The organism is uncultured Microbulbifer sp. (assembly GCF_947504145.1).
Taxonomy (GTDB): domain Bacteria; phylum Pseudomonadota; class Gammaproteobacteria; order Pseudomonadales; family Cellvibrionaceae; genus Microbulbifer.
In genome coordinates this window covers 320,250-343,874 of record NZ_CANNGQ010000005.1, presented here as the reverse complement: position 1 = coordinate 343,874, position 23,625 = coordinate 320,250, and the positions used below count along the sequence as shown (strand labels likewise).

The 23,625-nt window shown below is 58.1% G+C and carries 18 protein-coding genes and 1 other RNA gene; 6 read left to right on the top strand and 13 right to left on the bottom strand.

What is annotated here, in order from left to right; genetic code table 11:
- Nucleotides 1-79 precede the first annotated feature (79 nt).
- Together Q1A74_RS17180 and Q1A74_RS17175 are read right to left on the bottom strand one after the other, a co-directional pair.
- Nucleotides 80-1,450: an SLC13 family permease gene (locus tag Q1A74_RS17180; RefSeq protein WP_299599244.1), complete on the bottom strand. Its 1,371-nt coding sequence runs from the start codon at nucleotides 1,448-1,450 to the stop codon at nucleotides 80-82.
- Nucleotides 1,447-3,054: a hypothetical protein gene (locus tag Q1A74_RS17175; protein WP_299599242.1), complete on the bottom strand. Its 1,608-nt coding sequence runs from the start codon at nucleotides 3,052-3,054 to the stop codon at nucleotides 1,447-1,449. The genes Q1A74_RS17180 and Q1A74_RS17175 overlap by 4 nt, the downstream gene beginning before the upstream one ends.
- A gap of 236 nt (nucleotides 3,055-3,290) precedes the next feature.
- Here Q1A74_RS17175 and Q1A74_RS17170 point away from each other — a divergent pair, with 236 nt between their 5' ends.
- Complete coding sequence (locus Q1A74_RS17170; protein ID WP_299599240.1) at nucleotides 3,291-4,124, top strand: zinc-dependent peptidase; 834 nt, start codon at nucleotides 3,291-3,293, stop codon at nucleotides 4,122-4,124.
- Here the strand turns inward: Q1A74_RS17170 and Q1A74_RS17165 are convergent.
- The 4 genes from Q1A74_RS17165 to Q1A74_RS17150 form a co-directional block, all read right to left on the bottom strand.
- Nucleotides 4,015-4,680 carry a nucleotidyltransferase family protein gene (locus tag Q1A74_RS17165; RefSeq protein WP_299599237.1) on the bottom strand — a complete coding sequence of 222 codons (666 nt, stop codon included), beginning with the start codon at nucleotides 4,678-4,680 and terminating at the stop codon, nucleotides 4,015-4,017. The two genes, Q1A74_RS17170 and Q1A74_RS17165, sit on opposite strands and share 110 nt — an antisense overlap.
- 47 nt (nucleotides 4,681-4,727) lie before the next feature.
- Nucleotides 4,728-8,699, bottom strand: a complete 3,972-nt coding sequence (locus Q1A74_RS17160; RefSeq protein WP_299599234.1) for a translocation/assembly module TamB domain-containing protein — start codon at nucleotides 8,697-8,699, stop codon at nucleotides 4,728-4,730.
- Between the two features lie 2 nt (nucleotides 8,700-8,701).
- Nucleotides 8,702-10,459 (bottom strand): autotransporter assembly complex family protein, encoded by a 1,758-nt coding sequence (locus Q1A74_RS17155; protein WP_299599231.1) that lies wholly within the window; start codon nucleotides 10,457-10,459, stop codon nucleotides 8,702-8,704.
- A 200-nt stretch (nucleotides 10,460-10,659) separates the two neighbouring features.
- Entirely contained in the window at nucleotides 10,660-11,040 is a 381-nt protein-coding gene (locus tag Q1A74_RS17150) for a hypothetical protein (RefSeq protein ID WP_299599228.1), read from the bottom strand.
- A gap of 283 nt (nucleotides 11,041-11,323) precedes the next feature.
- Here Q1A74_RS17150 and Q1A74_RS17145 point away from each other — a divergent pair, with 283 nt between their 5' ends.
- Nucleotides 11,324-11,497, top strand: coding sequence for a DUF3149 domain-containing protein (locus Q1A74_RS17145; protein WP_299599225.1), 174 nt, complete (start codon nucleotides 11,324-11,326; stop codon nucleotides 11,495-11,497).
- Nucleotides 11,498-11,677: 180 nt separating this feature from the next.
- Here Q1A74_RS17145 and Q1A74_RS17140 read toward each other — a convergent pair whose 3' ends face one another.
- The gene (locus tag Q1A74_RS17140) at nucleotides 11,678-13,651 is read right to left on the bottom strand and encodes an acetoacetate--CoA ligase (RefSeq protein WP_299599222.1); all 1,974 of its coding nucleotides are present in this window, start codon (nucleotides 13,649-13,651) and stop codon (nucleotides 11,678-11,680) included.
- Nucleotides 13,652-13,931: 280 nt separating this feature from the next.
- Here Q1A74_RS17140 and Q1A74_RS17135 point away from each other — a divergent pair, with 280 nt between their 5' ends.
- Nucleotides 13,932-14,831 carry a LysR family transcriptional regulator gene (locus Q1A74_RS17135; RefSeq protein ID WP_299599219.1) on the top strand — a complete coding sequence of 300 codons (900 nt, stop codon included), beginning with the start codon at nucleotides 13,932-13,934 and terminating at the stop codon, nucleotides 14,829-14,831.
- Nucleotides 14,832-14,861: 30 nt separating this feature from the next.
- Here the strand turns inward: Q1A74_RS17135 and Q1A74_RS17130 are convergent, their stop codons facing one another.
- The 5 genes from Q1A74_RS17130 to ffs all read right to left on the bottom strand — a co-directional run bounded on the left by Q1A74_RS17130 (nucleotide 14,862) and on the right by ffs (nucleotide 19,591).
- Nucleotides 14,862-15,809, bottom strand: a complete 948-nt coding sequence (locus Q1A74_RS17130) for a hypothetical protein (RefSeq protein ID WP_299599216.1) — start codon at nucleotides 15,807-15,809, stop codon at nucleotides 14,862-14,864.
- Nucleotides 15,810-15,887: 78 nt separating this feature from the next.
- The gene (locus Q1A74_RS17125) at nucleotides 15,888-16,232 is read right to left on the bottom strand and encodes a PadR family transcriptional regulator (RefSeq protein ID WP_299599213.1); all 345 of its coding nucleotides are present in this window, start codon (nucleotides 16,230-16,232) and stop codon (nucleotides 15,888-15,890) included.
- A gap of 269 nt (nucleotides 16,233-16,501) precedes the next feature.
- Entirely contained in the window at nucleotides 16,502-16,972 is a 471-nt protein-coding gene (locus Q1A74_RS17120; RefSeq protein ID WP_299599210.1) for a Dps family protein, read from the bottom strand.
- 247 nt (nucleotides 16,973-17,219) lie between these two features.
- Complete coding sequence (locus Q1A74_RS17115; protein ID WP_299599207.1) at nucleotides 17,220-19,142, bottom strand: M2 family metallopeptidase; 1,923 nt, start codon at nucleotides 19,140-19,142, stop codon at nucleotides 17,220-17,222.
- Nucleotides 19,143-19,494: 352 nt separating this feature from the next.
- An RNA gene (gene ffs, locus Q1A74_RS17110) (signal recognition particle sRNA small type) lies at nucleotides 19,495-19,591 on the bottom strand.
- 261 nt (nucleotides 19,592-19,852) lie between these two features.
- On the opposite strand from ffs, the gene Q1A74_RS17105 reads away from it, so the two are divergent.
- Entirely contained in the window at nucleotides 19,853-20,695 is an 843-nt protein-coding gene (locus Q1A74_RS17105; protein ID WP_299599203.1) for a 6-carboxytetrahydropterin synthase, read from the top strand.
- Between the two features lie 6 nt (nucleotides 20,696-20,701).
- Nucleotides 20,702-21,445, top strand: coding sequence for a 16S rRNA (uracil(1498)-N(3))-methyltransferase (locus tag Q1A74_RS17100; protein WP_299599200.1), 744 nt, complete (start codon nucleotides 20,702-20,704; stop codon nucleotides 21,443-21,445).
- A 171-nt stretch (nucleotides 21,446-21,616) separates the two neighbouring features.
- Here Q1A74_RS17100 and ald read toward each other — a convergent pair whose 3' ends face one another.
- Complete coding sequence (ald, locus tag Q1A74_RS17095) at nucleotides 21,617-22,762, bottom strand: alanine dehydrogenase (protein WP_299599197.1); 1,146 nt, start codon at nucleotides 22,760-22,762, stop codon at nucleotides 21,617-21,619.
- Nucleotides 22,763-23,003: 241 nt separating this feature from the next.
- Here ald and Q1A74_RS17090 point away from each other — a divergent pair, with 241 nt between their 5' ends.
- Entirely contained in the window at nucleotides 23,004-23,489 is a 486-nt protein-coding gene (locus tag Q1A74_RS17090) for an Lrp/AsnC ligand binding domain-containing protein (RefSeq protein ID WP_299599194.1), read from the top strand.
- Nucleotides 23,490-23,625: the final 136 nt, after the last annotated feature.

The following is a 23,625-nucleotide window of genomic DNA, read 5'->3' as shown; positions in this document are numbered from 1 at the left end:
ACCCGAAAAAGTGGCAACCTGAAGAACAAAAAACCACCAACCCATCAACTTTCATCATCATAAACCGGCAAAGTTCACGCTAAACCAGCATCACCCAGCACACCCCGGCAATAATCAGCGATGCCAGCACACTCAGCACCGCCCCTTCCCGCACCATTTCCTGAATCCGCACCTTGCCCGTGCCGTAGGCAATGGCATTGGGGGCCGTGGCCACTGGCAGCATAAAGGCACAGCTGGCACACATGGCGGCGGGAATCATCAGCACCATGGGGTCGAACCCGGCACTGCTGGCCACAACGGCGAGAATCGGCATCAACAAGGTGGCGGTAGCGGTATTGCTGGTGATTTCCGTCAGGAAGGTAACCGACAGGCACAACAGGATCAGCATCAGCCACAGGGGCATGGTAGTGAGGAAATTGAGTCCCTGCCCCATCATGTCACTGAGACCGGATGCGGCAAATCCTTTGGCGATGGCGATACCACCGGCAAACAGCAGCAGCATCCCCCAGGGAATACTCTCCGCCGTTTTCCAGTCCAGCAGCCGCCCGCCCTTGCCATTCGGCACCAAAAACATCAGCACGACCGCACCCATCGCCACGGTACTGTCTCCCGCACCGGGTACATTCAATAAATCACTCCAGCCGCCGAATGGCTCGTTTCTGGTTACCCAGAACAGGATGGCGATACCGAATACCAGCAGGGTCCGAACTTCTTCCGCTCGCCAGACTCCCACCACAGGAGCCTCCAGTGACCGGGTCAGTTTGATACCCCGCGTCAGCCACAGCGCCATAATGGGCAGGGTAATCAGCGCGACCGGCAAACCAATCTTCATCCAGCTCAGAAAGCTGAATTCGCGACCGGTCACTTCCTCGTAAATCCCCATAAAAATAACATTGGGCGGCGTGCCGAGCGGACTCCCCACACCGCCCAGGCTGGCCGCGTAGGCAATCCCCAGGATCAGTGCGACGGTCAAGCGGTGGTTATCGGCCCGCGCGAGAATCGCCAGGGCAATGGGCAGCATCATCAGAGTAGTGGCGGTATTGGATATCCACATACTCAATATTCCCGCGGCCAACATAAACCCCAGCACCAACCGACGGCCGCTGGAAATGCCCACCAACTTCAGCATATACAGTGCGAGCCGTTCGTGAGCTCCGCTTTTTTCCAGGGCTTTCGACAACATAAACGCGCCCATTAACAGCAGGATCACATGGCTACCGAAAGACGACGCCACCAGTTTGTGATCCGCCACCCCAAACAGCGGCAGCAGTACGAACGGCACAATAGAAGTAGCGGGGATCGGCAGGGCTTCGGTAACCCACCAGATTACCGTCAGCATCGTGATGGCCGCCGTCACCGCCGGCAAGTACGGCATGCCCAACGCTTTCAACAGAAAATAGAATCCGGCCGCGAGTATTGGACCGAGCAGAATAAACAGTTGTCTGGTCATGAGAGTGTTTCGTTCTTGTTCGTTCGCTCAGTTTGATCGCACGAGCTCGCTCGCAACACCAGCCCCCGACTCTGCCAGTCGGGAATTAGCTCACCGCGTTCGTTGCGCGCGTTGATATTCCAGCACACCACGTTCACTGCAACACCGGCTTCGGCACGGGTGAAATTCAGAGTGACAAAATTATTGTTGCTGATGACCGAGCGCCGGTACCGACGGGTGGTGCCCGCTTTGAGGTACTCCACTTGTGCACGAATGCCGGGGGCCGGTCTGTCCGGGAAAGACCCCGGCTCTTCATTCGCTGCAGCCGCGGCACTGGGCAGGCAGGACAGCGGTGACGAAACCACCTCCACCACCTGCTTGCCATTCAACTCAAACCGGGCCAAACGGCTGAAGTGCACGTCTCCTGCCAGGATCAGAATATCCTGCGAGCAATCGTTCAACGCGCGCACCAGCGTCTCGTACTGCCCGGTGTCCGCCAGAGTGTGATCGCCCAACCCCCATTTCACCAGCAGCGAGCGCACTCCCCGAAACTGCCAGCGGGTCAGAATCGGCGCCGGCAGCACCAGCACCCCGGGGGTGCGCCGCGCTTTCAGCCAGTCCTGCAGCCGCTGCATGGTTGCGGGATCGGTAAACTGGCTATCGCGCCCACGGCCTCGCTGCAGCCGTGTATCCAGCACGAAAACACCCAGGTCGTCACCAACTTCAAATTCACTGGAAGTCTTTCCCTCGGGCAGCTGGTAGGCGTCGAACAGTTTGCGTGCGCACTCATTCCAGATACCACGGACTTTTCCCGACCACAATGTGGGCAGAAATCCGGGCGGATTGGGGTAATCGTTCCAGAACTCGTGATCACCGGCGAGAAAATAGTGATGGCCACTGCTCAACAGATTTCGCAGCGCTCCAGCCCAGGTTTCCCGGTATTCCCGGGTAAAAATCCGGTTCAGCAGGCGGCGGATTTTTTTGGGCGAGCGCAACAGTAACGGGGAAAAATTGGCGGTGCTGAAGCCCGGGGTAAAAATCAGCCCGCGATTGGAATAGGCCGTGTCCAGGTACACCTGATCGCCACCGAGAAAAGAAACATCCGGGCGGCAATGACTGGGCAATCTGTGGAAGGCTTCAGTCAGCGCGCCGTGATCCGTGTGGCGATAAAAGCAGGTGCCGTACCAGATGTTAAAGCCCTGATCGAGAGAATCCGGCTTGCCACGGCACCGAGCGTGCGCCAATACCGTAGCAGCACCCGTCGCGCGATCTTCTGATCGCCAGAGCGATAGCCGGTAGTGGCAACCGGGCGCGGTAGGTACAGACACCAGAGTAAAACTGAGTCCTTCGGCCTGGCGATCCAGCTGTAACGGAATATCCCGGCAAACAGGCTCAGAGGCCGGGGGCTCATCACCGGCCTCTGAAACCAGCGGTTCGCATCGCAACCACAAGCCATCGACAGCCTGCTCGCCATGCGCCCCCACCCAGACCCGGGTTCGCGCACCCTGCTCGTAACCGTGCGGAACCAGCATAAAGCTGTCATCGACAGGCCCCCCTTTCCCGGATCGTTTCCCCGCTCGCTCGGTGACTTCAGCAACGGGGGATCCACTTTCTGCTGCTTCCATTCCCTGACAATCCTGCCTTTTTAACTTGTACTTTTTATGGCGTATGGCAATGCATATTTAAAATCTATTCCGGCGCCTGATTCCGCGCAGGCCGAGTATGGTCGCAGAATCTCACCAGAGGTCAATATTACCTGCCCGTGCGATACACTGGACGCCCAAGGAAATCGACAGAGGACACGAGGTTGGAGATATTTCTGGCAGTTATTGTTTTTGCGATTCTGGTGTGGGTGCTTCCCATGGCGTGGCAACGGCTGCGCCGACAATACCTGCGCTCACGGCCCTTGAGCAAAAAACAGGAAGCCATTCTGCGTAGCCGACTGGCGCTGTATCCCGCTCTTCCACCAGAAAGGCAGCAGGAGCTTCAACAGAACACCAGCCTGTTTCTGCGGGACAAGGAGTTTGTCGGCTGCAACGGCCTGGAAGTGACAGAGGAGATGCGCGTGGTGATCGCCGCGCACGCCTGCCTGCTGCTACTGGCGCGCGACAACAATTGCTACCCGGACCTGCGCACCATCCTGATTTACCCGGACGCCTATGTGGCGCAGGAAACCCATCATCACGGGCATGTGCAGTCCAGCCATTTGAGCGCCCGCGCCGGCGAGGCCCATTTCCGCGGACCAGTGGTGCTCTCGTGGGATGATATTCAGCAAGGGTTGACGCACCCCGAGCAGGGACACAATGTGGCGATTCACGAGTTCGCACACAAGCTCGACGAAGAAGATGGTTATGTGGACGGGCGCCCACCTTTTGAGCGCAGTGAAGATGGCAAGGACTGGGCACCGGTCATGCGCGAGGCATTTGAAGCCCTGCGCCAGCGGCTGCATGCACTACACACCCGGGCCGAGTCCGCTGAGAGGGAGGAAAGCCAACCACCGTCGACCCAGAGTATTTCCGTGCTGGACACCTATGGTGCGCAGTCTCCGGCGGAGTTTTTTGCGGTGGCCACGGAGGCCTATTTTGTTATTCCAACGGCGATGGAAGCAGCTCACCCGCGGCTTTATCGGGAGATGCAAAAATTTTACCGAACAGATCCTGCCGCACTGCTGCGTGGAAATCGTCCGGGCGGTTGATGTCGCAGTTGATCGCCGGGTCACTCACCTCGACATCGACCACAGCATCGGCAAATATGCGCAGGACTTTTTCCATACCAGTATTGCGCAAGCGGGACAGAGCGGAGAGGTACTTGCGGCCGATGGCAATGGGATAACCGCGGGTACCGGCACACACCGGAACGTGGATGCGGTCCTCGCGAGACGCATTCAGAATAGCGACCAGCGTTTCCGGCTCGACGAAGGGCATGTCCCCCATACACACCAGTACCGCCTTAGGGTTGGCGCCGGTGCGCTGCAGATTTTCAACCGCAAACGCGAGGCTGGCGCCAATGCTCACCGGCCAGACCGGCGCGTGCAGTACCTGAAGCGGCATTTTTCGCAGGCCATTGGCGATCACCGGGTCGCGAGCGCGCAATACCACCTGAACATCGGCGTCCTCCAGAGAAGAAGAGGCTTCCAGCGCCGTTTCCAGGCTGCGCAACAACATGGGTTCTCCCTGAATGCTGGCAAGGCGCTTGTCGCCACCAAAGCGATGGGAGTATCCGGCGGCCAATACAACGATTGAATATTCCATTTCGTTTTTTCCCATCCTTTTTAATTCTGTTCAATTTTTATAGTTGTTCAGTAATCCTTCTTCCACTGCAATTCCACACTTCCGCCGCCGCTTTCCTCATTGTCGGACGAATTGATATCCAGCCGCAGGTTTTTGCGCAACTCGATCTGCATTTCCGCCTGCCATGGATTCAGCGGGTCGGTACTGCGCTGAAGCTCCAGGTAAATGCGGCTGGTAATGTATTTCCCCAGGCTCAGGGAGTACTGATCGCCCTCATCGGTGGCCTCGGTTTCAACATCGAGAGTATCCAGCCCCACCAGATCCCGGGTGCTGGCGAGCGGGTCAAATCCCGTATTGCCGGTCTGTAGCGTGCGCACCACGCCCACCAGACGCACCGCCTGCAACGGCGAAATATCCGTCAGCGACTTGCCGAACAGGAGCTGCGCGAAGATTTCATCCTGGGCTGCGGCCGGATCGGAACTGAACTCTATTTCCGGGTCATCGGTGGTGCCGGAAATCTCGGCGGTAATCTCCCCTTCCGCGTAGGTATGCACCCCCTTCACGTAGATGGCGGCAACATTATTCTCAAACTGCACCTCTCCTTCCTGAAGGTCAAACTTCTTGCCAAGCAGGTCGAACTTGCCACGCACAATACTCAGCGTGCCAGATGCCTGAGGATCCGCCGCGGTACCGGCGATATCCACCTCGCCCTTGAGCTCGGAGTCGAGCCCCAGGCCGCGCACATAGGATTGCTGATCCAACACCACTTTCAGCGCCAGCTGGATATTTTCCATCAGTGCCGGTCCCTGCTCGCTTTCGCCACCGTAGACCTCCACTTCCACGACGTCGATTTCCGGCACACTGCTGCCGATAAAGTGCTCCACCTGTACCGCCAGTGGTCGCAAATTCAATGTGCCGGCCAACAACGCATCCTCCGTGGTGCCGGTCAGACGCAGCTCGCCGCGGAATGCACCCTTGGCGCCGGGCATATTCAATAGATGGGCGTCTTTGGCGGTGAGCGAGAAATCCAGTGAGGGTGGCTCTGGAGCGTTAAAGCGGACCGCCCCCTGCAAGTCCACACGGCCTCGATCACCATCCCGCGCACTCGCTTCCACAACACGCCAGGCCTCGGGGCTCAGCTCCGCCACAAACACCATACCGCGCAAGCGGGTATTACTCGGGCGGTGTTCGTAATAGCCGTCACGCAGATTGATATTGCCGCGGGCATTGGGCGACGCCGTGGTGCCGTCGGCCGTCAGATTGAAATCCAGACGGCCGCGCATGGTGTGAATTTCCGGATCGAAAAAGGCGCCGAGCGCAGCCAGGTCCGCCTGGCCGTTGGCTTGCAGGTCAACGGGAAGCGGCGGCGATTCACCCGCGGGCTTTTCCCGGAACAGCTGCTCCAGTATCGGCGCTATCGCCAGGGTTGCTTCGGCATCGGCAGCCTCACGGCTGCCATGACGCGCATCCAGATTGATATCCAGGTTGCCCGACTGCGTCTGCCAGGCGAGCGACAGGGACAGTGGCGATTGCACCAGTGCATCGTCCCGCAGCGCCGGCGCGCGCCCACCAACTTTCAGCTCGCCGGCGAGTTCCGGATCTTGCGGGGTGCCCTTCGCCGTCATCCACAGGGACAGTTCACCGCTATCGGCAATGTCCGCACGTATCCACTCTTCGAAGTCCATCAGCACCGCCTGTGCCCGCACTTCCAGGTCCAGGGCCTGCTCGCTCAGGCTGCCATCGGCGGTGAGCTGGTTGCGCCCCGCCCACAACAGTTTCACTTGCGATAGCACCACCTGCGCCTTGCCGTAGCTGACATCGCCCTGGATATGCCAGGGCTCACCGCGGTATTCACCAAGCCCCAGAATATTGGCGGTGGCCTCGGGGGATGCAAATGGGCCGGAAAACTGCCCGTCGATGCTCAGCTCACCACGCAGTGATGGCGGCAATTCCACCCCCGCCAACTCGGCCATACCCAGGGGAATATTGCGCGCAGCCACACTGCCGTTGACGCGCTGCGCCTTTGGCTCCACAACGCCGTTAAGTTCAAGCCACGCGTACCCGCGCTGGCGCGCCTGTTCGGAATCTGCTGCCAATACAGAGGGATCGCTGATGCGCTCGCGGGATTGCTGTAACGGATAGTCCTGCCCCGGATCCGTGCGCAGATCCGGCATCAGCGACTGCCCGCCGTTTTCTGAAACGGGGGCACCGCCACCGCTGTAGAGATCCAGGCGCAGGCGGTCGAAGGTCAGCGCTTCTGCGTTGCCGGCGGCGCCGCCGCGCAGGCGATAACGGTATTCCCGATACTGTCCGTCCGACGACAGGCGCGCAGACATTTTCGGGTTGTCGAATGGCCCGGTGACCGACACTACGGCATCCAGATCCACCTCTGTCCCCGGATCCACCGGCAGGCCAAACTGCTCCGCGGGCTGCAACCCCCGCGCGGCCATATCCAGCTGGAACTGCAGCGCTTTCCTTTCCAGGTTGACCTCACCGCTGCCGCTTACTCGCAGCCCTTCCCCCTCCAGCAGCAGGTCGCTGATGGCAAACTTCTTCAGGTCACCGGTCGCATGCCCCTGCAGAGACGTTTCAAACTCCTGGTACTGCACCGCACTGGCCAGCTCCACCGTCAATTGCGGGTTCTTCCACGGGCCTGCCGCAGTCACCTGCAGGCGCTCGATGGTGCCATCCAATTCCGCAGGAATTTCCACGTCGCGGGTTTCTTTTAACGAGGACAGAATCCGGCGAATCTCGGCGACGGGCAACTGCTCGATGACACCTTTCACGTCCAGGGATTCACCGCCGATATCCACACTGCCACTGGCATCCAGTGCCATGTCCGAAAATGTCAGCTGTGCAGACCGGATTTGAATGACGTCTTCAACAGTTTCCACCTGACCGGTGAAGTGCACCGGTTGTTTCTGGTAGCTGGAGCGCAGTTCGAGGGTGCCATCGGCACTGGGGAGTTTAAGTGGACCTTTCACCGAAAGATCCGCCGACAGCCACCCGCCCTGTAAATAGTCCTGCCACGGCTGGGAAATTGCCACAGGCAGGCGATTCAATCGCACCTGTAAATCCATGGCCTCACTGTCGATCACACCACTTATGCGGTGCCGGGTGTCGTCCACTGTCAGGTTGAGCGCATCAGTGGTAACGGACCAGGGAGACAGCATCACATCGGCGCGGCCCACGAGGCCAAAACGGTGATGCAACAGCGGCAGGGAAAACTGCTCGACGGTCACGTTCAGCTGGTTTTCGCCGGCGAGTGTCAGCAGGAGGCGGCCATCGGCATCGAGCGACTGCCCTTCGGGCAATTGCAAAGTGCGCCCCAGAAAACCACCGGGGTTCTCATCGGCGGATAACGACAGCGCGTACACCTTGTCGCTCTGCATCTTGCCATCCAGTTGCACCTGCATTTTGTGGCCCTGTATCTCCGCCACGTCCAAAGCCAGCGCGGACTCGCGGTCGGGCCAGCGATAGCTGCCCTGACCATTCAAAGACACCACCGGGAAATCTTTCAGCGCACCGTCAATCACCGTCAGGTTGTCTACCGCCAGACGCTCTACCCAGATTGCCGGCATGGTGGGGTCATCCACTTCTTCCGCGGTATCTTCCACTTCCTCTTCGCTGACATGGGCCTGCAGGTAATCCCCGAGCAGCGTGTTATCAAATAGCAATGAGCGAGCGCTCACCTCGGGAAGGTGAATCCGGTTGTGCCATAACTGCTGCATATCGAGGTGCAAGGTAAGCTGATGCGCCTCGACCATAGGCTGCTCTTTGTAGCGCACCTGCAGCAGCTCGAAATACCAGTGGCCCAGCTCGCGGCTGCGCAGCCCTTCGGCATTGATTTCCAGGTCCGGTAGATAGTACCGGGCGATGGCCAGGCCACCTCGGGTGAGCGCCTCGCGGCCAGTATCAGAACCCACCAGGAATATCGCCATCAGCAGGGGAAACACCAGCGTTGCCACAAACAGGGTCAGTCGCGGTGCGCGCGGCATGCGCAAGGCGGAGCGTGTTTTTTTGCTCGAAACGTCCGCCATGATCAGAATGCCTGCCCGAGACTGACGTAAATCTGGTAGGCGCTATCGTCGAGGCCTTCCCGGCGATCCAGCGGGAAGGCGATATCAAACCGCAATGGCGCGAACGAGGTCATATAACGGACGCCAAAACCCGCGCCCCAGTAGAGATCATCGAAGCTGGGTTGCGGATCGGCGTAGGCGTTGCCGCCGTCGACAAAAAACACGCCGCCCCAGGTTTCGGTAAAGCGAAAACGCCCCTCCAGTGAAATTTCACTGAGGCTGCGACCACCAATAGGATCGGAGAGTTCGGGCGGTTCGCCCGCAGCGGTTGATGGAATCAGCCGCCGAGGTCCCAGCGCCTGGTAGCTGTATCCGCGCACCGAGCCACCACCACCGGCATAAAAACGTTCGTCTGCAGGAATTTCCAGATTGTCGGCCCCGGAAATCACACCGGCTTTGATGCGCAGCGCGGCAGTTGGCTTGAAGCGGGTTTCTTCAAAGGTGTGATAGCCGGTCATCACCAGGGTGTTTTTGGTAAATTGGGTACCGCTGCCGCGGAGGTCAAAATACGGTTTTATTTCCAGTGCGACAGTCGCGCCACTGTGCGCATCCAGCAGGTTGTCGGTGGTGTCAATTTTGAGCCCGAGAGGAAACGACAGCAGATTATAGTTTTCGCTCTCTTCGCCCTCTTCCTGCACCTCACTGAACTTGAGCGCACTCCCCACGCTGAACGTGCGGTGCTTGGTATGCCGACGGGAGATGGTGCCCCCCACGGTGATGGATTCGGCCTGGTAGGAGTCCCGGTCTTCATTCTCCGCCTCGGCGGTTGCCGCGAAGTCCTGATCATCGCGAAAAAAACGCGGCACCTGTAGCTCAGCCTTGAGTGACTGGGCGACTTCATAGGCCCGTGTTTCCACTTCAATTTTCTCGCCGCGGCCGAGAATGTTGCGGTGCTCCCAGCCAGCAGACACACCGCCGCCATCGTCGGAGGAGTAGCCCACCCCCAGGCGAATGGTGCGGTGTTTGCGCTCGATCACCATGAAGGTAACGTCGACAATGCCGCCATGGGGCTCAGAAACTTCCGCGTTCACACCGGCAACCAGGTTAGTGCGCAACATGCGCAATTTGGCCGCGTCCATTTTCTTGCGTGAGAAGCAATCGCCCTCCTCCAGCTTCAGGCGTTTGCGCAGAAAATCTTCGTCAATGGTGGTGACACCTTCCACGAAAATCTGCCCGATATGCACTTCCGGGCTCTGCGCCACGCGATATTCGAGCCGCGCCGCATGCTCGCTGTGGACCACAGTGGCCTGGTAGGTCACATCCACATTCAACAGGCAGGCGCTCTCTGCCAGATAGGTTTCAATCCGGTTGACGCCCTCGGTCACCTTCTCCGCTTCCAGCGGGTCACCGACACTCAGACCAACACCGGGAAACCCCGGCTTGAGGTGCGACGGCATTCGAATTTCGAGACTGTTGATACGGTAGACAGGCCCGGGGACTACCCGGTAAAGGATTTCACCATCGGTGACCGACTGGCGTACGCGACCGTCGTAGTAGCCCCGGGAGCGCAACAGCTTCTCCAGGGTGCCGCGCTCGTAGCGGGCCACATCCAGAGGGTCTTCGTAGGATTTGAGCACGCTGCTGGATTTGCGCTGCTCGTTCAACTGATCTTTGAGCCACTCCTGCAGCTCGCGGTTTTCAGAAACGCGCACTTTGAACTTGGGCAGGTTGTCAAAAAACGGCAGGGCACTCCCCTGCTGTGGCGCCAGCAGAAACAACACAGCCAGCAACACCAGAGTCGCAAAGGAAAAAACTGAAGCTCGAGGAGCTATACAAGAAACGCGCAAGACAAGGTTCCGTTTGCCAACTACCACCACTGCGACGCCGAACACCAATGAAAGTTGCTCTAAGCGGCGCAACTTTACCGGTCTTTACATCCGTGTGCGCCGGCTCGGATCAAGCCAGCCAGTTCCAATTCAATTCAGCGCGCCGGGGCCGACCCGGTACGCTCCATCAAGGGATTGCAGTTGCGGATGATGACCCGGCCTTCCAGTAAATTGCCTTTGGAGTACTCGCTGAAAATACACTCGTTGGTTTCCGGATCGTAGTTTTCCACCCACAGGTTGTCGTCTTTCCAGGTAGAGCCAAGGTGCCTCTGCCCTTCCGGCACATTGATACGCATCACACCACCGAAGCGTTTGACGAAGACCTGTTCAAAGTGAAAGTAATAGGCGAGCCAGCCGGCGAGAAAGATGATCGCTCCGACAATGGCCCCTTTACCCAGGCTACCAAAGCGGCTGCCGGCAAACAGGGCAAGAACAACCAGGGCGATAATGGCGACCCAATAGAGGTAGGTAATCATGCTTGTCTTCCGTGAAATTATTGGTTTCTGCGGCTTGCGTGCTTCTTATCTTATGGCGCTTTCTGCATGGCACTTCTCGTAGCACCACTGATGAAGCGAGTAAGGCCACTGGCCCAGCTGCCAGCATCAGGCACCAATAGCTTAGCGCAAGACCAGCGTAGTTTCGCAGGCAGGCTTGATCTGGATCAAGGTCGCCAGATGGCGCCACTTTACACTGGACACAGTTAAAGACAAACCGCAGGGCAACACCAGAGCCCAACGCCAATTGAGCCAGGAGGCAATCATGGACGCAATGATCGACCTTTTCACCAGTTTTTCCGGCCTGCTGAGCCTTGGGATTATCGCGTTTGTGTGCCTGATGGGCGGGTATTTCACCCGCATGGCGCTGCGCAAAATGAACGAAGAGCAGTCGCGAATTGAGCAGTCAGAAGTACATCAGCACCTGAAGGCTGCCTGATAGCGTTTTTTCCCCGGCCGGGTACCGATCTCCACCCGGCCCCAGGCTTCAGCCCGCCTGATTTTTTTGCAGACCTGGTCACCAAAACGGGTCAGCAGACCATCTACCCCAACTGTTCGCCGGGTCAGGTATCTCCTGCCCCGGCATTTTTTTGTCTTTTAGTTGGGACTGAGCCGAAAACTACTCTCCGGCCAGTGCTTCAAGATTTTCAAACAGCTGCAACGCTTCAGGGTTCGCCAGCGCTTCCTGATTTTTCACCGGCTTGCCGTGTACCACATTGCGCACCGCCAGTTCCACGATCTTGCCACTGATGGTACGCGGTATGTCCGCCACCTGGATCACTTTCGCCGGCACATGGCGCGGTGTGGTATTGGCGCGGATGGTGGTGCGGATCTTCTGGATCAGGTCGTCGTCCAGGTCCACGCCTTCGCGCAGTACCACGAACAGCACCACGCGCACGTCGTCCCGCCACTCCTGACCAATGCAGATGCTATCCAGCACCTCCTCGACCTTCTCCACCTGCCGATAAATCTCGGCGGTACCAATACGCACACCGCCGGGATTGAGCACAGCATCGGAGCGGCCGTAAATGATCACACCGCCGTGTTCGGTTATTTCCGCGTAGTCGCCGTGTGCCCAGACGCCGGGCCAGTTATCGAAATACGCATCGTGGTATTTACTGCCGTCTGGGTCGTTCCAGAAACCGATCGGCATGCAGGGAAAAGAGCTGGCGCACACCAGTTCGCCCTTGTTTTCGAGTACCGGCTTGCCGTCTTCGTTCCAGACTTCCACTTCCATTCCGAGGCCGCGACACTGCAGCTCCCCCGGATACACCGGCAGCGCCGGATTACCCAGCGCGAAACAGGAAACGATATCGGTGCCACCGGAAATAGAAGACAGGCAGACGTCGGCCTTGATATCCCGGTACACGTAGCGGAACCCTTCGTGTGCGAGCGGCGAGCCGGTGGAGAGTACTGCGCGTAAACCCTTGAGCTTGTGACTCTCACGGGGCTTGCAACCTGCCTTCTCCAGCGCGGCGATATATTTGGCACTGGTGCCAAACACGCTGATATTTTCTTCATCCGCCATATCCCAAAGGCACTGGGCCGCCGGGTAGAACGGGGAACCGTCGTAAAGAACCAGGGTGGCACCACAGGCGAGGCCGCTCACCAGCCAGTTCCACATCATCCAACCACAGGTGGTGAAGTAGAAAAGGGTATCCTCGCGGGAAATATCCGTGTGTAACCGGTGCTCTTTAATGTGCTGTAGCAAGGTGCCGCCCACGCCATGCACAATGCACTTGGGCACACCCGTGGTGCCGGAGGAGTACATGATGTAAAGCGGGTGGTTGAATTCGGTTTGCTCAAACGTCAGCGCACGCGCCGGAGCGGACTCGGTAAACGCATCCAGAGTGGTCGCGCGCTCGAGGCCGGCAATGGCGTCGGCGGTCTGCGCCGCATCGCGGGCTACCGGCACCACCACCAGATGCTCGATCGATCCGATCTGTTCGATGATCTGCGCCAGCCGCGGCAGAGAATCGATGGTCTTACCGTTGTAAAAGTATCCTTCGCAGGCAAACAGTACCTTCGGCTCAACCTGGCCGAAGCGGTCCAGAACGCCATTGATACCAAAATCTGGCGAGCAGGATGTCCAGATTGCACCCAGGCTGGTTGTGGCCAGCATGGCCACCACGGTGTCGATGATATTCGGCATGAATCCAGCGACCCGGTCACCCTTGCCCACCCCCACACTGACCAGCGCAGATGCCAGCCGCTCGGCTTTCTCGAACAATTCTGCATACGTCAGTTGCCGGCGGCCGCCGTTTTCGAGGCGCTCAATCAGCGCGACGCGATCGTCGCGGAAACGCAGCAGGTTTTCGGCAAAGTTCAGTCTCGCATCGGGGAACCATTCCGCGCCGGGCATGGTGTCGTCGCCCAGTATCCGCTCGCCGCGCTCACTGGCGACAACCTCACCGAAATCCCACAAATCACCCCAGAAAGACGCGCGGTTATCCACAGACCACTGGTGCAGCGCACTGTAATCCGGCAGTGACTGGCCGTGGTTGTCGTTCACACGGCGACGAAACTGGTCCATCTGGGTCTTTGCTATGGCTTCTGGGGTGGGCTGCCAAAGGGGCGCTACGGGATTGCTCATCTCGACCAAACTCTCTCAATTTTGCTGCGGGTTCGATTTCGCTTCGGGAACCTGCGGGAAACGGCGTTCCGCAAGTATGGCGTCTGTTATTGGCATCAGCGGTGGGGCTGGCGGGCATCCCGCCCTCTTATCAATGCCGCGCTGTGACCGTTTCTTATTATTCGCGGTCTCGCCTCAGGAACAATCATGCCTTGGTCTAACACTTAACTCTAATTTAAACTTATTCATAACTGTTAATATTTGTTTAACATTTAAAATCCAGCGGCCAGGGCGAATCCACTTGAGCACCACCATCAAGCAACTGCGGGCATTCGTGACGGTCGCCCGCACCCGCAGCCTGGCCGAAGCCAGTGCGCAGCTACACATATCCCAGCCGGCGATCTCCATTGCCATTCGCAGCCTGGAGGAATCCCTAGGCGGCGACCTGTTCAGTCGGGACGGCAGGCAACTGGTGCTCACACCCGAGGGCACACAATTTGTCGAGCGCGCCCAACAGCTGTTGCACAACTGGGACAGCACGCTGGATGCGGTACAACAACGCTTTCAACTGCAGCAGGGGCAACTATCCATTGCCGCCATCCCGGCGTTTGCCCTGAACCAGTTGCCGACCCTGCTGGAAAAATTCCATCGGCGACATCCGGATATCAATATCGTGCTGGAAGACATCGTAATGGAACGCGTGGTGAGTGCGGTACAGGACGGCCGGGCCGAACTCGGCATCAGCTTCCGCCCGGACGAACTGGGCAACCTCGACTTTACCCCCATCGCTGACGATCGCTTTATCGCGGTACTACCGCCGGCGCACCGCTACGGCAAAAAGAAAAGTCTGCGCTGGCAGGATCTTGCACGGGAGTCGTTTATCGCCATGAACCGTGGCTCTGCGGTGCGCCGATGGACGGACGGCGCCTTCGCACAGGCCGCTTCCGAGGTGCACTCTCCACATAAACCCCGCCTCCTGTGCGAGGCCAGCCAGCTCAGCACCATAGGTCGGCTGGTTCAATCCGGCCTCGGTGTGAGCGCCGTACCCAGTTTGTGCGAGGAACAGATGCGCAGCTATGGACTGTTGTGCAAACGCCTGACCACACCGGAGGTGGTACATCAGGTCGGCATCCTGACTCGCAGCAGTGGTGGCCTTTCCAGCGCAGCGTCTGCATTCAAGGCAATCGCGGCTGGGCATTAGCACGCCACTACTGAATATGCTGCGAGATGCCTAGACCGCCCGGTGTTCTGTCCACAAGCGCATCAATTTGCGCAGGTTTTGCAAAAGATCCCAGGCGGTGATGGCGATAACAATCCCAACCCCCACCTGCCAGCCGGTCTGGGACGGCTGCCAGATTTCACCGTCACCCCAGGTGAGCGAAAACGGCGGATAAATTCCGATGAGGTTAGCAAGTAACACGAGCCAGTAGGTGTTGAGTCCTAAATCGATCAGCAGCCGCGACTGCGTCCAGTAGGGTGAAAGCAACTTGGTCAGCGACATCAGTACGCTGGCCCCGAGGGCGATATTCAACCATGGCAGCAGGGCGTCAAATCCCGCGGAAAGAGCCAGTGAAGAACTGCCACCGGCCGGCAATAACCATAAATCATTCAACCAGGCCATCGCTAACAGGGTGACCACGAACTCCACCGCCGAGTCAAAACGCTGGATACGCCGGCCACTCTCAGCAATACGCGGCAGTGAGCGTGGATTCCAGTTGGCAAACACTTTGCAGCGCCCCAGGCTCTCGCCGGCGAGATAGAACACCAGGGTAATCCAGGCAAAGGAGTACACACCGCTCTCATACATCCCGACCAGCCAACGGATGGCCGCGCCAACAAAACTGGGGTTTGTGTCGGAGGCCAGTGAAGCAATCACACCAACCGCACTCACTACCGCAATTACCATCAGCGTCCACTTTAATACCTGCAGGTACACCGGAAACAATGGCTCGCTGACCAGAGTCCGCCGGGGTTGGTAGCCTGCGGCCACCGCCATGGGATGCCCTTTCTCTTTCAGCAGCGCCAGAATCTCTTCTTCCGTTGGCGGACGGCTGAGGGATTCTTCCAGCTCGTCACACTGATCCTGAAGCCCCGAATAGAGCTCATTTCCCACATCTTCACGCAACCGCGCCGGTAAATAGGTGCGTACGTTATCCACATAGCGCTGCAACCAGTCCATGCTGTTTTCCTCTGTTCGCTTTCCCATCGCGTGGCGCTCGGTGTTAACGCGCCACCCGCTATATCTCAGTACCACCGACTATCCACCGAGCTGGCCGATCACATCGTTCAGCCCCTGCCATTCCGCGCGCATCTCCGCCAGGGCAATTTCGCCTCCGGCATCGATCTGGTAAAACCGCCGCTTGCGCCCCTCCTGTTGTTGCCAGTGACTGGACAACAGCCCCTGATCCTCCAGGCGGCGCAATAATGGGTAGAGGGTCCCCTCATCAATATCCAACCCCTTTGCCCCCAGGCTTTTGCGCAGGGAATAGCCGTAATGCGGCTCGCGCAGTGCCAGTAGTACTGCCAGGGTGAGCGCACCCCGCCGCACTTCCATCACCAACCTGTCGAGCTTTTCCGGCGCCTGTCCCATCCACCACCTCATACTGTGTACCACACAGTAAATACTGTGCACCACACAGTAACAAGATGCAAGAAGTAACTTTGCCGGGACGGCGATCTGGCGGGGCTACCGACGTGACCCGGAGCAGTCATGGGCTCAGGAAGACAGGCGAGGCGGGTGCCGTGAGCTCAGGAGAAAATAAGCGGAAATGGGAAGAAACAGAGACAGCACCAAGCAGCGAATAAGGAAAAACCAACAGGCAGAAACAACAAAACCGGCCAGAGGCCGGTTTTGTTACAATCAGACGGAGTTTACTGGGCGGTAGCGCGCAGCATCCAGGCCGTTTTCTCGTGCACTCGCATGCGATCACCCACCAGAGCCGCAGTGGATTCGTCATCCGCATCCTGAGCGGCCTTCAATACTTCACGACAGGTTTTCACCACCTGCTCGTGGCCCTGAGTCAGGATTCGCACCATCTCTTCCGCGGCGGGGACATCCTCAACTTCCTTGATGGAGCTGAGCTTCGCGAAGGATTTATAAGTACCCGGGGCAACCACGTCCAGCGTGCGAATACGCTCAGCGATATCGTCGACTGCGGTGGCCAACTCGGTGTAATGCTCTTCGAACATCAGGTGCAGTTCGCGGAACAGACGACCGGTAACATTCCAGTGGAAGTTGTGGGTCTGCAGGTACAGGGTGTAAGAATCCGCCAGCAGACGTTTCAGCCCCTCGGCGACCTGTTCGCGGTCTTTTTCACCAATACCGATATCAATATTGCTCATTAGCAACCTCTTTTTTGGCTCAGGTTTATTCCATTAATCGGGGCCTGGTATGCGCCGCACCCGCATTGAGGCATCTGGCGCTCCCCGGATATTTCATGCAGATGAACAATCCCCCAAAGGAATGCCCACCTGATTCATATCAAGTCACTACCAATACTATGGTCAAAGATTCCATTTCAAACCCCGGAAGCGATTGATCGTAAATATACGGTCGATAGCCTGAACCAATCGGAAGAATTCCCGTCTGTTACCAGCCGCACTCCCGGTCCTTGTTCTGCTCTTCCAGGTAAGTCATCAGCGGCTGGAAATAATCCACAATAGCGGCGGCATCCAGTTCGCGCTGGCCCGTGAGCGCTTCCATTGCATCCGGCCAGGGTTTGCTGGCACCCATGGCGAGCATGTTGCGCAGTTTTTCGCCCGCCGCATTATTTTTGAAAATGGAGCAGCGGTGCAGCGGCCCGGTCTCTCCCGCCGCTTCGCACAGCGCGCGGTGAAACTGGAACTGCTGGATACGCGCAAGGAAGTAGCGGGCGTAGGGGGTATTCCCTGGAATATGGTACTTGGCTCCCGGGTCAAAGTTCGCTTCACTGCGCTGCACCGGCGCCTGGATGCCCTGGTAGTCTTCGCGCAATTTCCACCACGCCTTGTTGTAATCACCGGGCTGCACTTCGCCGTTAAACACCTGCCAGCGCCATTTATCCACCAGCAAGCCAAATGGCAGGAAGGCAATCTTGTCCAGCGCCTGCTGCATCAGGTAGCCAATGTCTTTGTCGGTTCCGGGAATTTCATCCATCAGCCCGATCTCTTTCAGATACTTCGGGGTGATGGAAAGCGCAATGGTATCGCCGACCGCTTCGTGAAAACCGTCGTTTGCGCCTTCCATGTACAGGAATGGCTGCTCGTTATAAATGCGCTGATAGAAGTTGTGCCCCAGCTCATGGTGCACGGTAATCAGGTCTTCCCCGGTTTTGTTGATGCACATCTTGATGCGGATATCGTCTTTACCATCCAGGTTCCAGGCACTGGCGTGGCACACCACGTCGCGATCGCGGGGCTGCACAAACTGGGAGCGCTCCCAGAAGGTTTCCGGCAGCGGCTTGAAGCCGAGGGAGGTGAAGAATTTCTCCCCCACTTTCACCATGTCCTTCTCACTCATACCAGAATCGACCACCAGCTGGGTGAGATCGTAGGGGGCTTCCATGTCATCGTCTTTTACGATGTCGTAAACATTCCCCCACTCCTGCGCCCACATATTGCCCAGCAAGTGCGCGGGAATTTTACCCTGCGCCGGTACCACGTCATCGCCGTAGTGTTCATTCAGACGCGCACGTACATGGCAGTGGAGCGCTTCATACAAAGGCTTTACCTTGCTCCACTGATTGTCCATATCGGCAGAGAAGGCATCGGCGGGCATATCGTACTTGGAGCGCCACATCACGCTCAGGTTGTCGTATCCCAACTCCTTGGCACCGGCATTGCCGATCTCCACCTGACGCTCGTACAGCGGCTTCATCGGCGGAGACACTTTGCGCCAACCTACCCAAAGATCCTTGAGCAGCTTGGGATCGCGGCTGTTGGCCATCATCTGGCCCATTTCCGTGAGGGTGTAACACTTACCCTTTTTGTCGTCGCCGGTTTTCTGTTCCGGGCAGTATTTTCCCGCGCCGTACATACCCTGCATCTTCGAGCCGATCTGGGCCAGCTCCGCGGTCAGTTTAGGGTCATTGGGTGCCGGGAATACCAGTCCCTGCTTCAGCATGGTGAGCATGCGGCGGGTTTCAGGATCCAGCGTTACCGCGTCAAATTTAGCCGCCTCCTGGGCAAGCTCCACGGCGAGCGCTGTATAGCGCTCCACCGCCAGTGCCTCGGTGAACTGAGAGTCCACATTGATGTAGGTGGAGGCGAGCCAGCTCGCGTGGCTCACCTCTTCCGCCATAGTGGCAAGCCGCTCCTGGGCAGTGTCCAGGAAGTCCTTGGCCGCCTCGGCATCCAGTGCGTCACTGGCACTATCAGCCTGGGCCACGGTGCCCGCGTCGGTGGTATCTGCACCGTAAGAGACTTCCGCACTGGACGACGGCACCGGCGTTTGTGAAGCGGGCTTGTCATTTCCGCTGTCACACCCGGCTGCAGCCACAGCGGCAACGGCGATCACCAAGGCTAGTTTTTTCATCGGCATCCTCTGGTCAATTGTTCGAATTATCAGCTGGGACGGGCCCGGGAACGGGCGAAGAGAAAATCATTTGCTGTCGCCGTTTATAGCACAGGGGACTCCGGTGCCGGGACGAGGCTACCGGCTGGAGCACCATATCGGCACAATATTCCCTGTTTCACCAAGAAATCGGATATAAATTTCGCAATGGGCGCCAAACGACAAATTGGCAAACAAGAAAACAGGGGGAGGCTGAGAAGAAACGGAGGAAAAAGTGGACGACGAGCCACAAAAAAGCAGTAGGCAATAAACCATCGCCAGCGAAACGATTTTTAGCGAGGAATGGGCAGATGCCCGGGAAGAATGGAGGCAACCCAACCAGCACACCCTCGGCACATGATGTCACTGCTACCGTTGCTCCCTTCCGGGCCTGGCGGGGTTCACAGCTGATCATTGCGAGGAGACCGGAAGGGCCGCCACAACGCTTGAGCACTCAGGCTAGCACTGCCTGGTATCGATTACCAAGGCTGCCTGCGCTCGAAGAGGGCGCGATTATAGAGACTCAACGCGCCAGGTTCCAGCCCCAATTTGCCGACGACTGCCTGAGTCAGGCCGGAACAGAAAATCTCCATTGCGGAAAGAACAAATTGCCACGGCAAAAAGCTATACTGTGCCGCGCCCGAATCCGGGCCCTCTGCCCACTCATCAGCCACTGTCTAGCCGGAAAACCTATGCACCTGTTTGTCGACAGCCTCACCAACGTGGACTTCAGTTACCTCCACAGCAGCCGCGGCATCGTTGGCGAGACTTGGCTGGCAAACGCGGCCCTCGACGGCGCCCTGGATCACCAGGGTATGGTGTGCGATTTTGGCATCGTCAAAAAGACACTGCGCAACTGGCTGGATACCGAGCTGGACCACCGCCTGCTCGTGCCCACCCTGTCGCCACAGTTAGCGCTGGAGCAGAACGATAGCGGTGTTCGCCTGGACTGGACACTCGACAGCGGTGAAACCATTTCCGTGAGCGGCCCCGCACAGGCGTTTGCCCTGGTATCGGTGGAATCTATCACCCCTGAAGCGGTAGCGGCATGGTGTGTCGGCGAGCTGGACGGGATCTTTCCCACCAGCGTCGACCAGCTCGACCTGAATTTCACCTGTGAGCCCATCGACACCCCCTTCTACCACTACAGCCACGGTCTGAAAAAACACGACGGCAACTGCCAGCGCATTGCCCATGGCCATCGCTCACGCATCCGCATCGATGTAGACGGCAAGCGCAGCCCCCAGCTGGAATCCCAATGGGCCCAGCGCTGGGCGGATATCTACCTGGGCACACGCGAAGACCTGGTGAAAGAATCCGAACAGCTTCTGCACTTTGCCTACCGCGCGCGCCAGGGTGAATTCACGCTCAGCATTCCCGCTGAGCACTGCGAAGTTCTCGACTGCGACACCACCGTGGAGCAACTGGCCCAGTACATGGCGGACCAGCTCGCCGGCGAACACCCGGGCCAAGAAGTCCGCGTGCGCGCATTTGAAGGTATCGGCAAGGGCGCCGTGGCCTCGGCAAAGCGCTAGATTGCCGTGAACCTGATCCTTCTCGAGCCCGGTGATTTTGTTGAGGCCGACAACCATACCGGCACCGGCAAACCGGCCATCGCAATCCTGCGCGCGCGACGTTTTCAACATATCGCTGAAGTACACCGCGCCGCGCTTGGCGACACCCTGAAAGTTGGACTGCTGGACGGGCAGATCGGCGCGGGCAAAGTGATCGAGCACAGCGACCAGCACATTTCGCTTGAAGTATCACTGCACCGCGCACCACCACCACCTCTGCCACTCACGCTGATTCTGGCTCTGCCCCGCCCCAAGATGCTCAAGCGCACCGTCCAGCACGCGACTGCGCTGGGGGTCAAAAAACTGTATCTGATCAATGCCTACCGGGTGGAGAAATCCTACTGGCAAAGTCCGTGGCTCGCTGAAGAAAAACTCCGCGAACAGTGTGTACTGGGCCTGGAGCAGGCTGTAGATACCGCCATGCCCGAGGTGCTGCTGCGCAAGCGCTTCAAGCCATTTGTGGAAGACGAGCTACCAGACATTGCCGCAGGCTCTCGCAAACTGGTCGCGCACCCGGTGACGGATACCGCCTGCCCGGTGGATATCCCGGAGCAGACCACGTTGGCTGTGGGGCCAGAAGGTGGGTTTATTCCTTACGAAGTCGAAAAACTCCAGGAAGCCGGATTCGAATCCGTACACCTGGGGCCAAGAATTCTGCGCGTGGAAACTGCTTTGCCGGTACTGCTGGCTCGATTATTCCCCGGCCGCTAACGACGCCTGCTCGAACAACCAAAACCTCAAAATCCAAGCCTCAAAAACAAAAAAGCCGCGCTAAAAAGCGCGGCTGCAAAGGCAGTCAAGACACTGCCGGGTCTCACAGAGCGGGGCATGGGGTTGCCCCGAAGAGAACTGAGAAACTTCTATTCAGTTCTTTGCGCTGCCTCAGGCAGCTACGTCGGAATCAATGGCAGATTTCTGCAGAGCCAGTTTCGGATCCACATATTCATAGCCCAGTACATCGGCCACTGCTTTGTAGGTCACCATACCGGCGTGCACATTCAACCCTTCCATCAGGTTCGCATCGTCCAGCAGGGCCTGCTTCGCGCCTTTGTTGGCCAGCGCTACCGCGAATGGCAGAGTCGCGTTGTTCAGGGCCATGGTGGAGGTGCGGGCAACACCACCGGGCATATTGGCAACACAGTAGTGCACTACGCCATCTACTACATACGTGGGATCCTGGTGGGTCGTTGCCTTGGAGGTCTCGAAGCAACCGCCCTGATCAATAGCCACGTCTGCAACCACCGCGCCTTTCTTCATACGGCTGATGATGTCGCGAGTCAGCAGCTTCGGTGCGGCCGCGCCTGGAATCAGAACCGCCCCTACAACAAGATCAGCTTCCAGCGCATGGGATTCAATCGCGTCATTGGTGGAGTACTCGGTGCGCACCGCGCCGCCGAAAATATCGTCCAGCTGACGCAGGCGCGGCAGCGAGCGATCCAGAATGGTCACATCAGCGCCCATACCCAGCGCCATCTTGGCTGCGTTAGTACCAACCACACCACCACCGATAATCAGCACTTTGGCTGGCGCAACACCGGGCACGCCGCCCAGCAGCACACCCAAGCCACCCTGGGCTTTCTCCAGATGGTGTGCGCCACACTGTACGGACATACGGCCGGCCACTTCTGACATGGGCGCCAGCAGCGGCAGACCACCAAAGCGGTCAGTCACGGTTTCATAAGCGATACAGGTCGCACCGGATTTCACCAGCAGTTCGGTCTGCTTGGGATCGGGTGCCAGGTGAAGATAGGTGTACAGCAGCTGGCCCGGGCGCAACATCTCGCACTCGTGGGGCTGCGGCTCCTTCACCTTCACAATCATGTCGGCAGTGGCAAAGATCTCTTCCGCAGTATCAATGATCTTGGCGCCGGCCTGCTCATACATTTCGTCGGTAAAGCCAATAGCTGAACCGCCGTCCTTCTGCACAACTACCGCGTGGCCGTGGCCCACCAGCTCGCGAACACTCGCCGGAGTCAGACCGATACGGTACTCGTGGTTTTTGATCTCTTTTGGTACACCGATCAACATAACGACTTCTCCTCAATACTCTGTAGTGAGTGCAGCTTGGTGCACCCCTTCTTTTGTTGGATTTCTGCAGTATAGGGCTCGATTTCGAGTGGATTTCTAGACATTTTTTAATATTATTAGGTGAATCCACTATCAAACTGGCGAGAAAGCTATTTTTTAGCCAGACGAGACCAAAAATTGCGCCACAGCCAAGTCAAGCCGCAGAAAATCCGGGCAAATTGGCAGGAATAGAGAAGCCGAGATGAAAAGACGTGCCAGTGAACTCAGCACCATTGACCGCAATATTCTGCGGGTATTACAGAAAAACGGACGCACCAGCTACGCAGAACTGGCCCGTCAGGTAGGCTTGACCGCAACCCCCTGTGTGGAACGGGTCAAGAAGATGGAGAGCGACGGGGTCATCCAGGGCTACACCACCCTAATCGACCCCGAGTTTCTGGACGCGGCGCTGGTGGTGTTTGTGCAAATCCGCCTGAACCGCTCAGCGCAGGACGCGTTTGAGGATTTCCGCACTGCCGTCTCCGCCCTGCCGGAAGTACAGGAGTGTTATCTGGTGTCGGGGAATTTCGACTATTTAATCAAGGCACGGGTGGCGGATATGAGCGCCTACAGGAGGTTTTACGGAGAGACCCTGCTCACCCTGCCAGAAGTACAGGAATGCACCAGCTATGTGGTGATGGAGCAGGTAAAAGAGACGCTGGAAGTACCGGTGCACTACAACCGCTAAAGCACCTGTCGCGTAACGCTGTGGCCCATCAGCGACATACGATTTCGAAAAGGGCCGCCAATACGACCCTCTTTGCTCAGCATTTTTGTGGAGTACGACAGATTCACGCCAACTCGCTTGCAGCTCGCACTCTGTT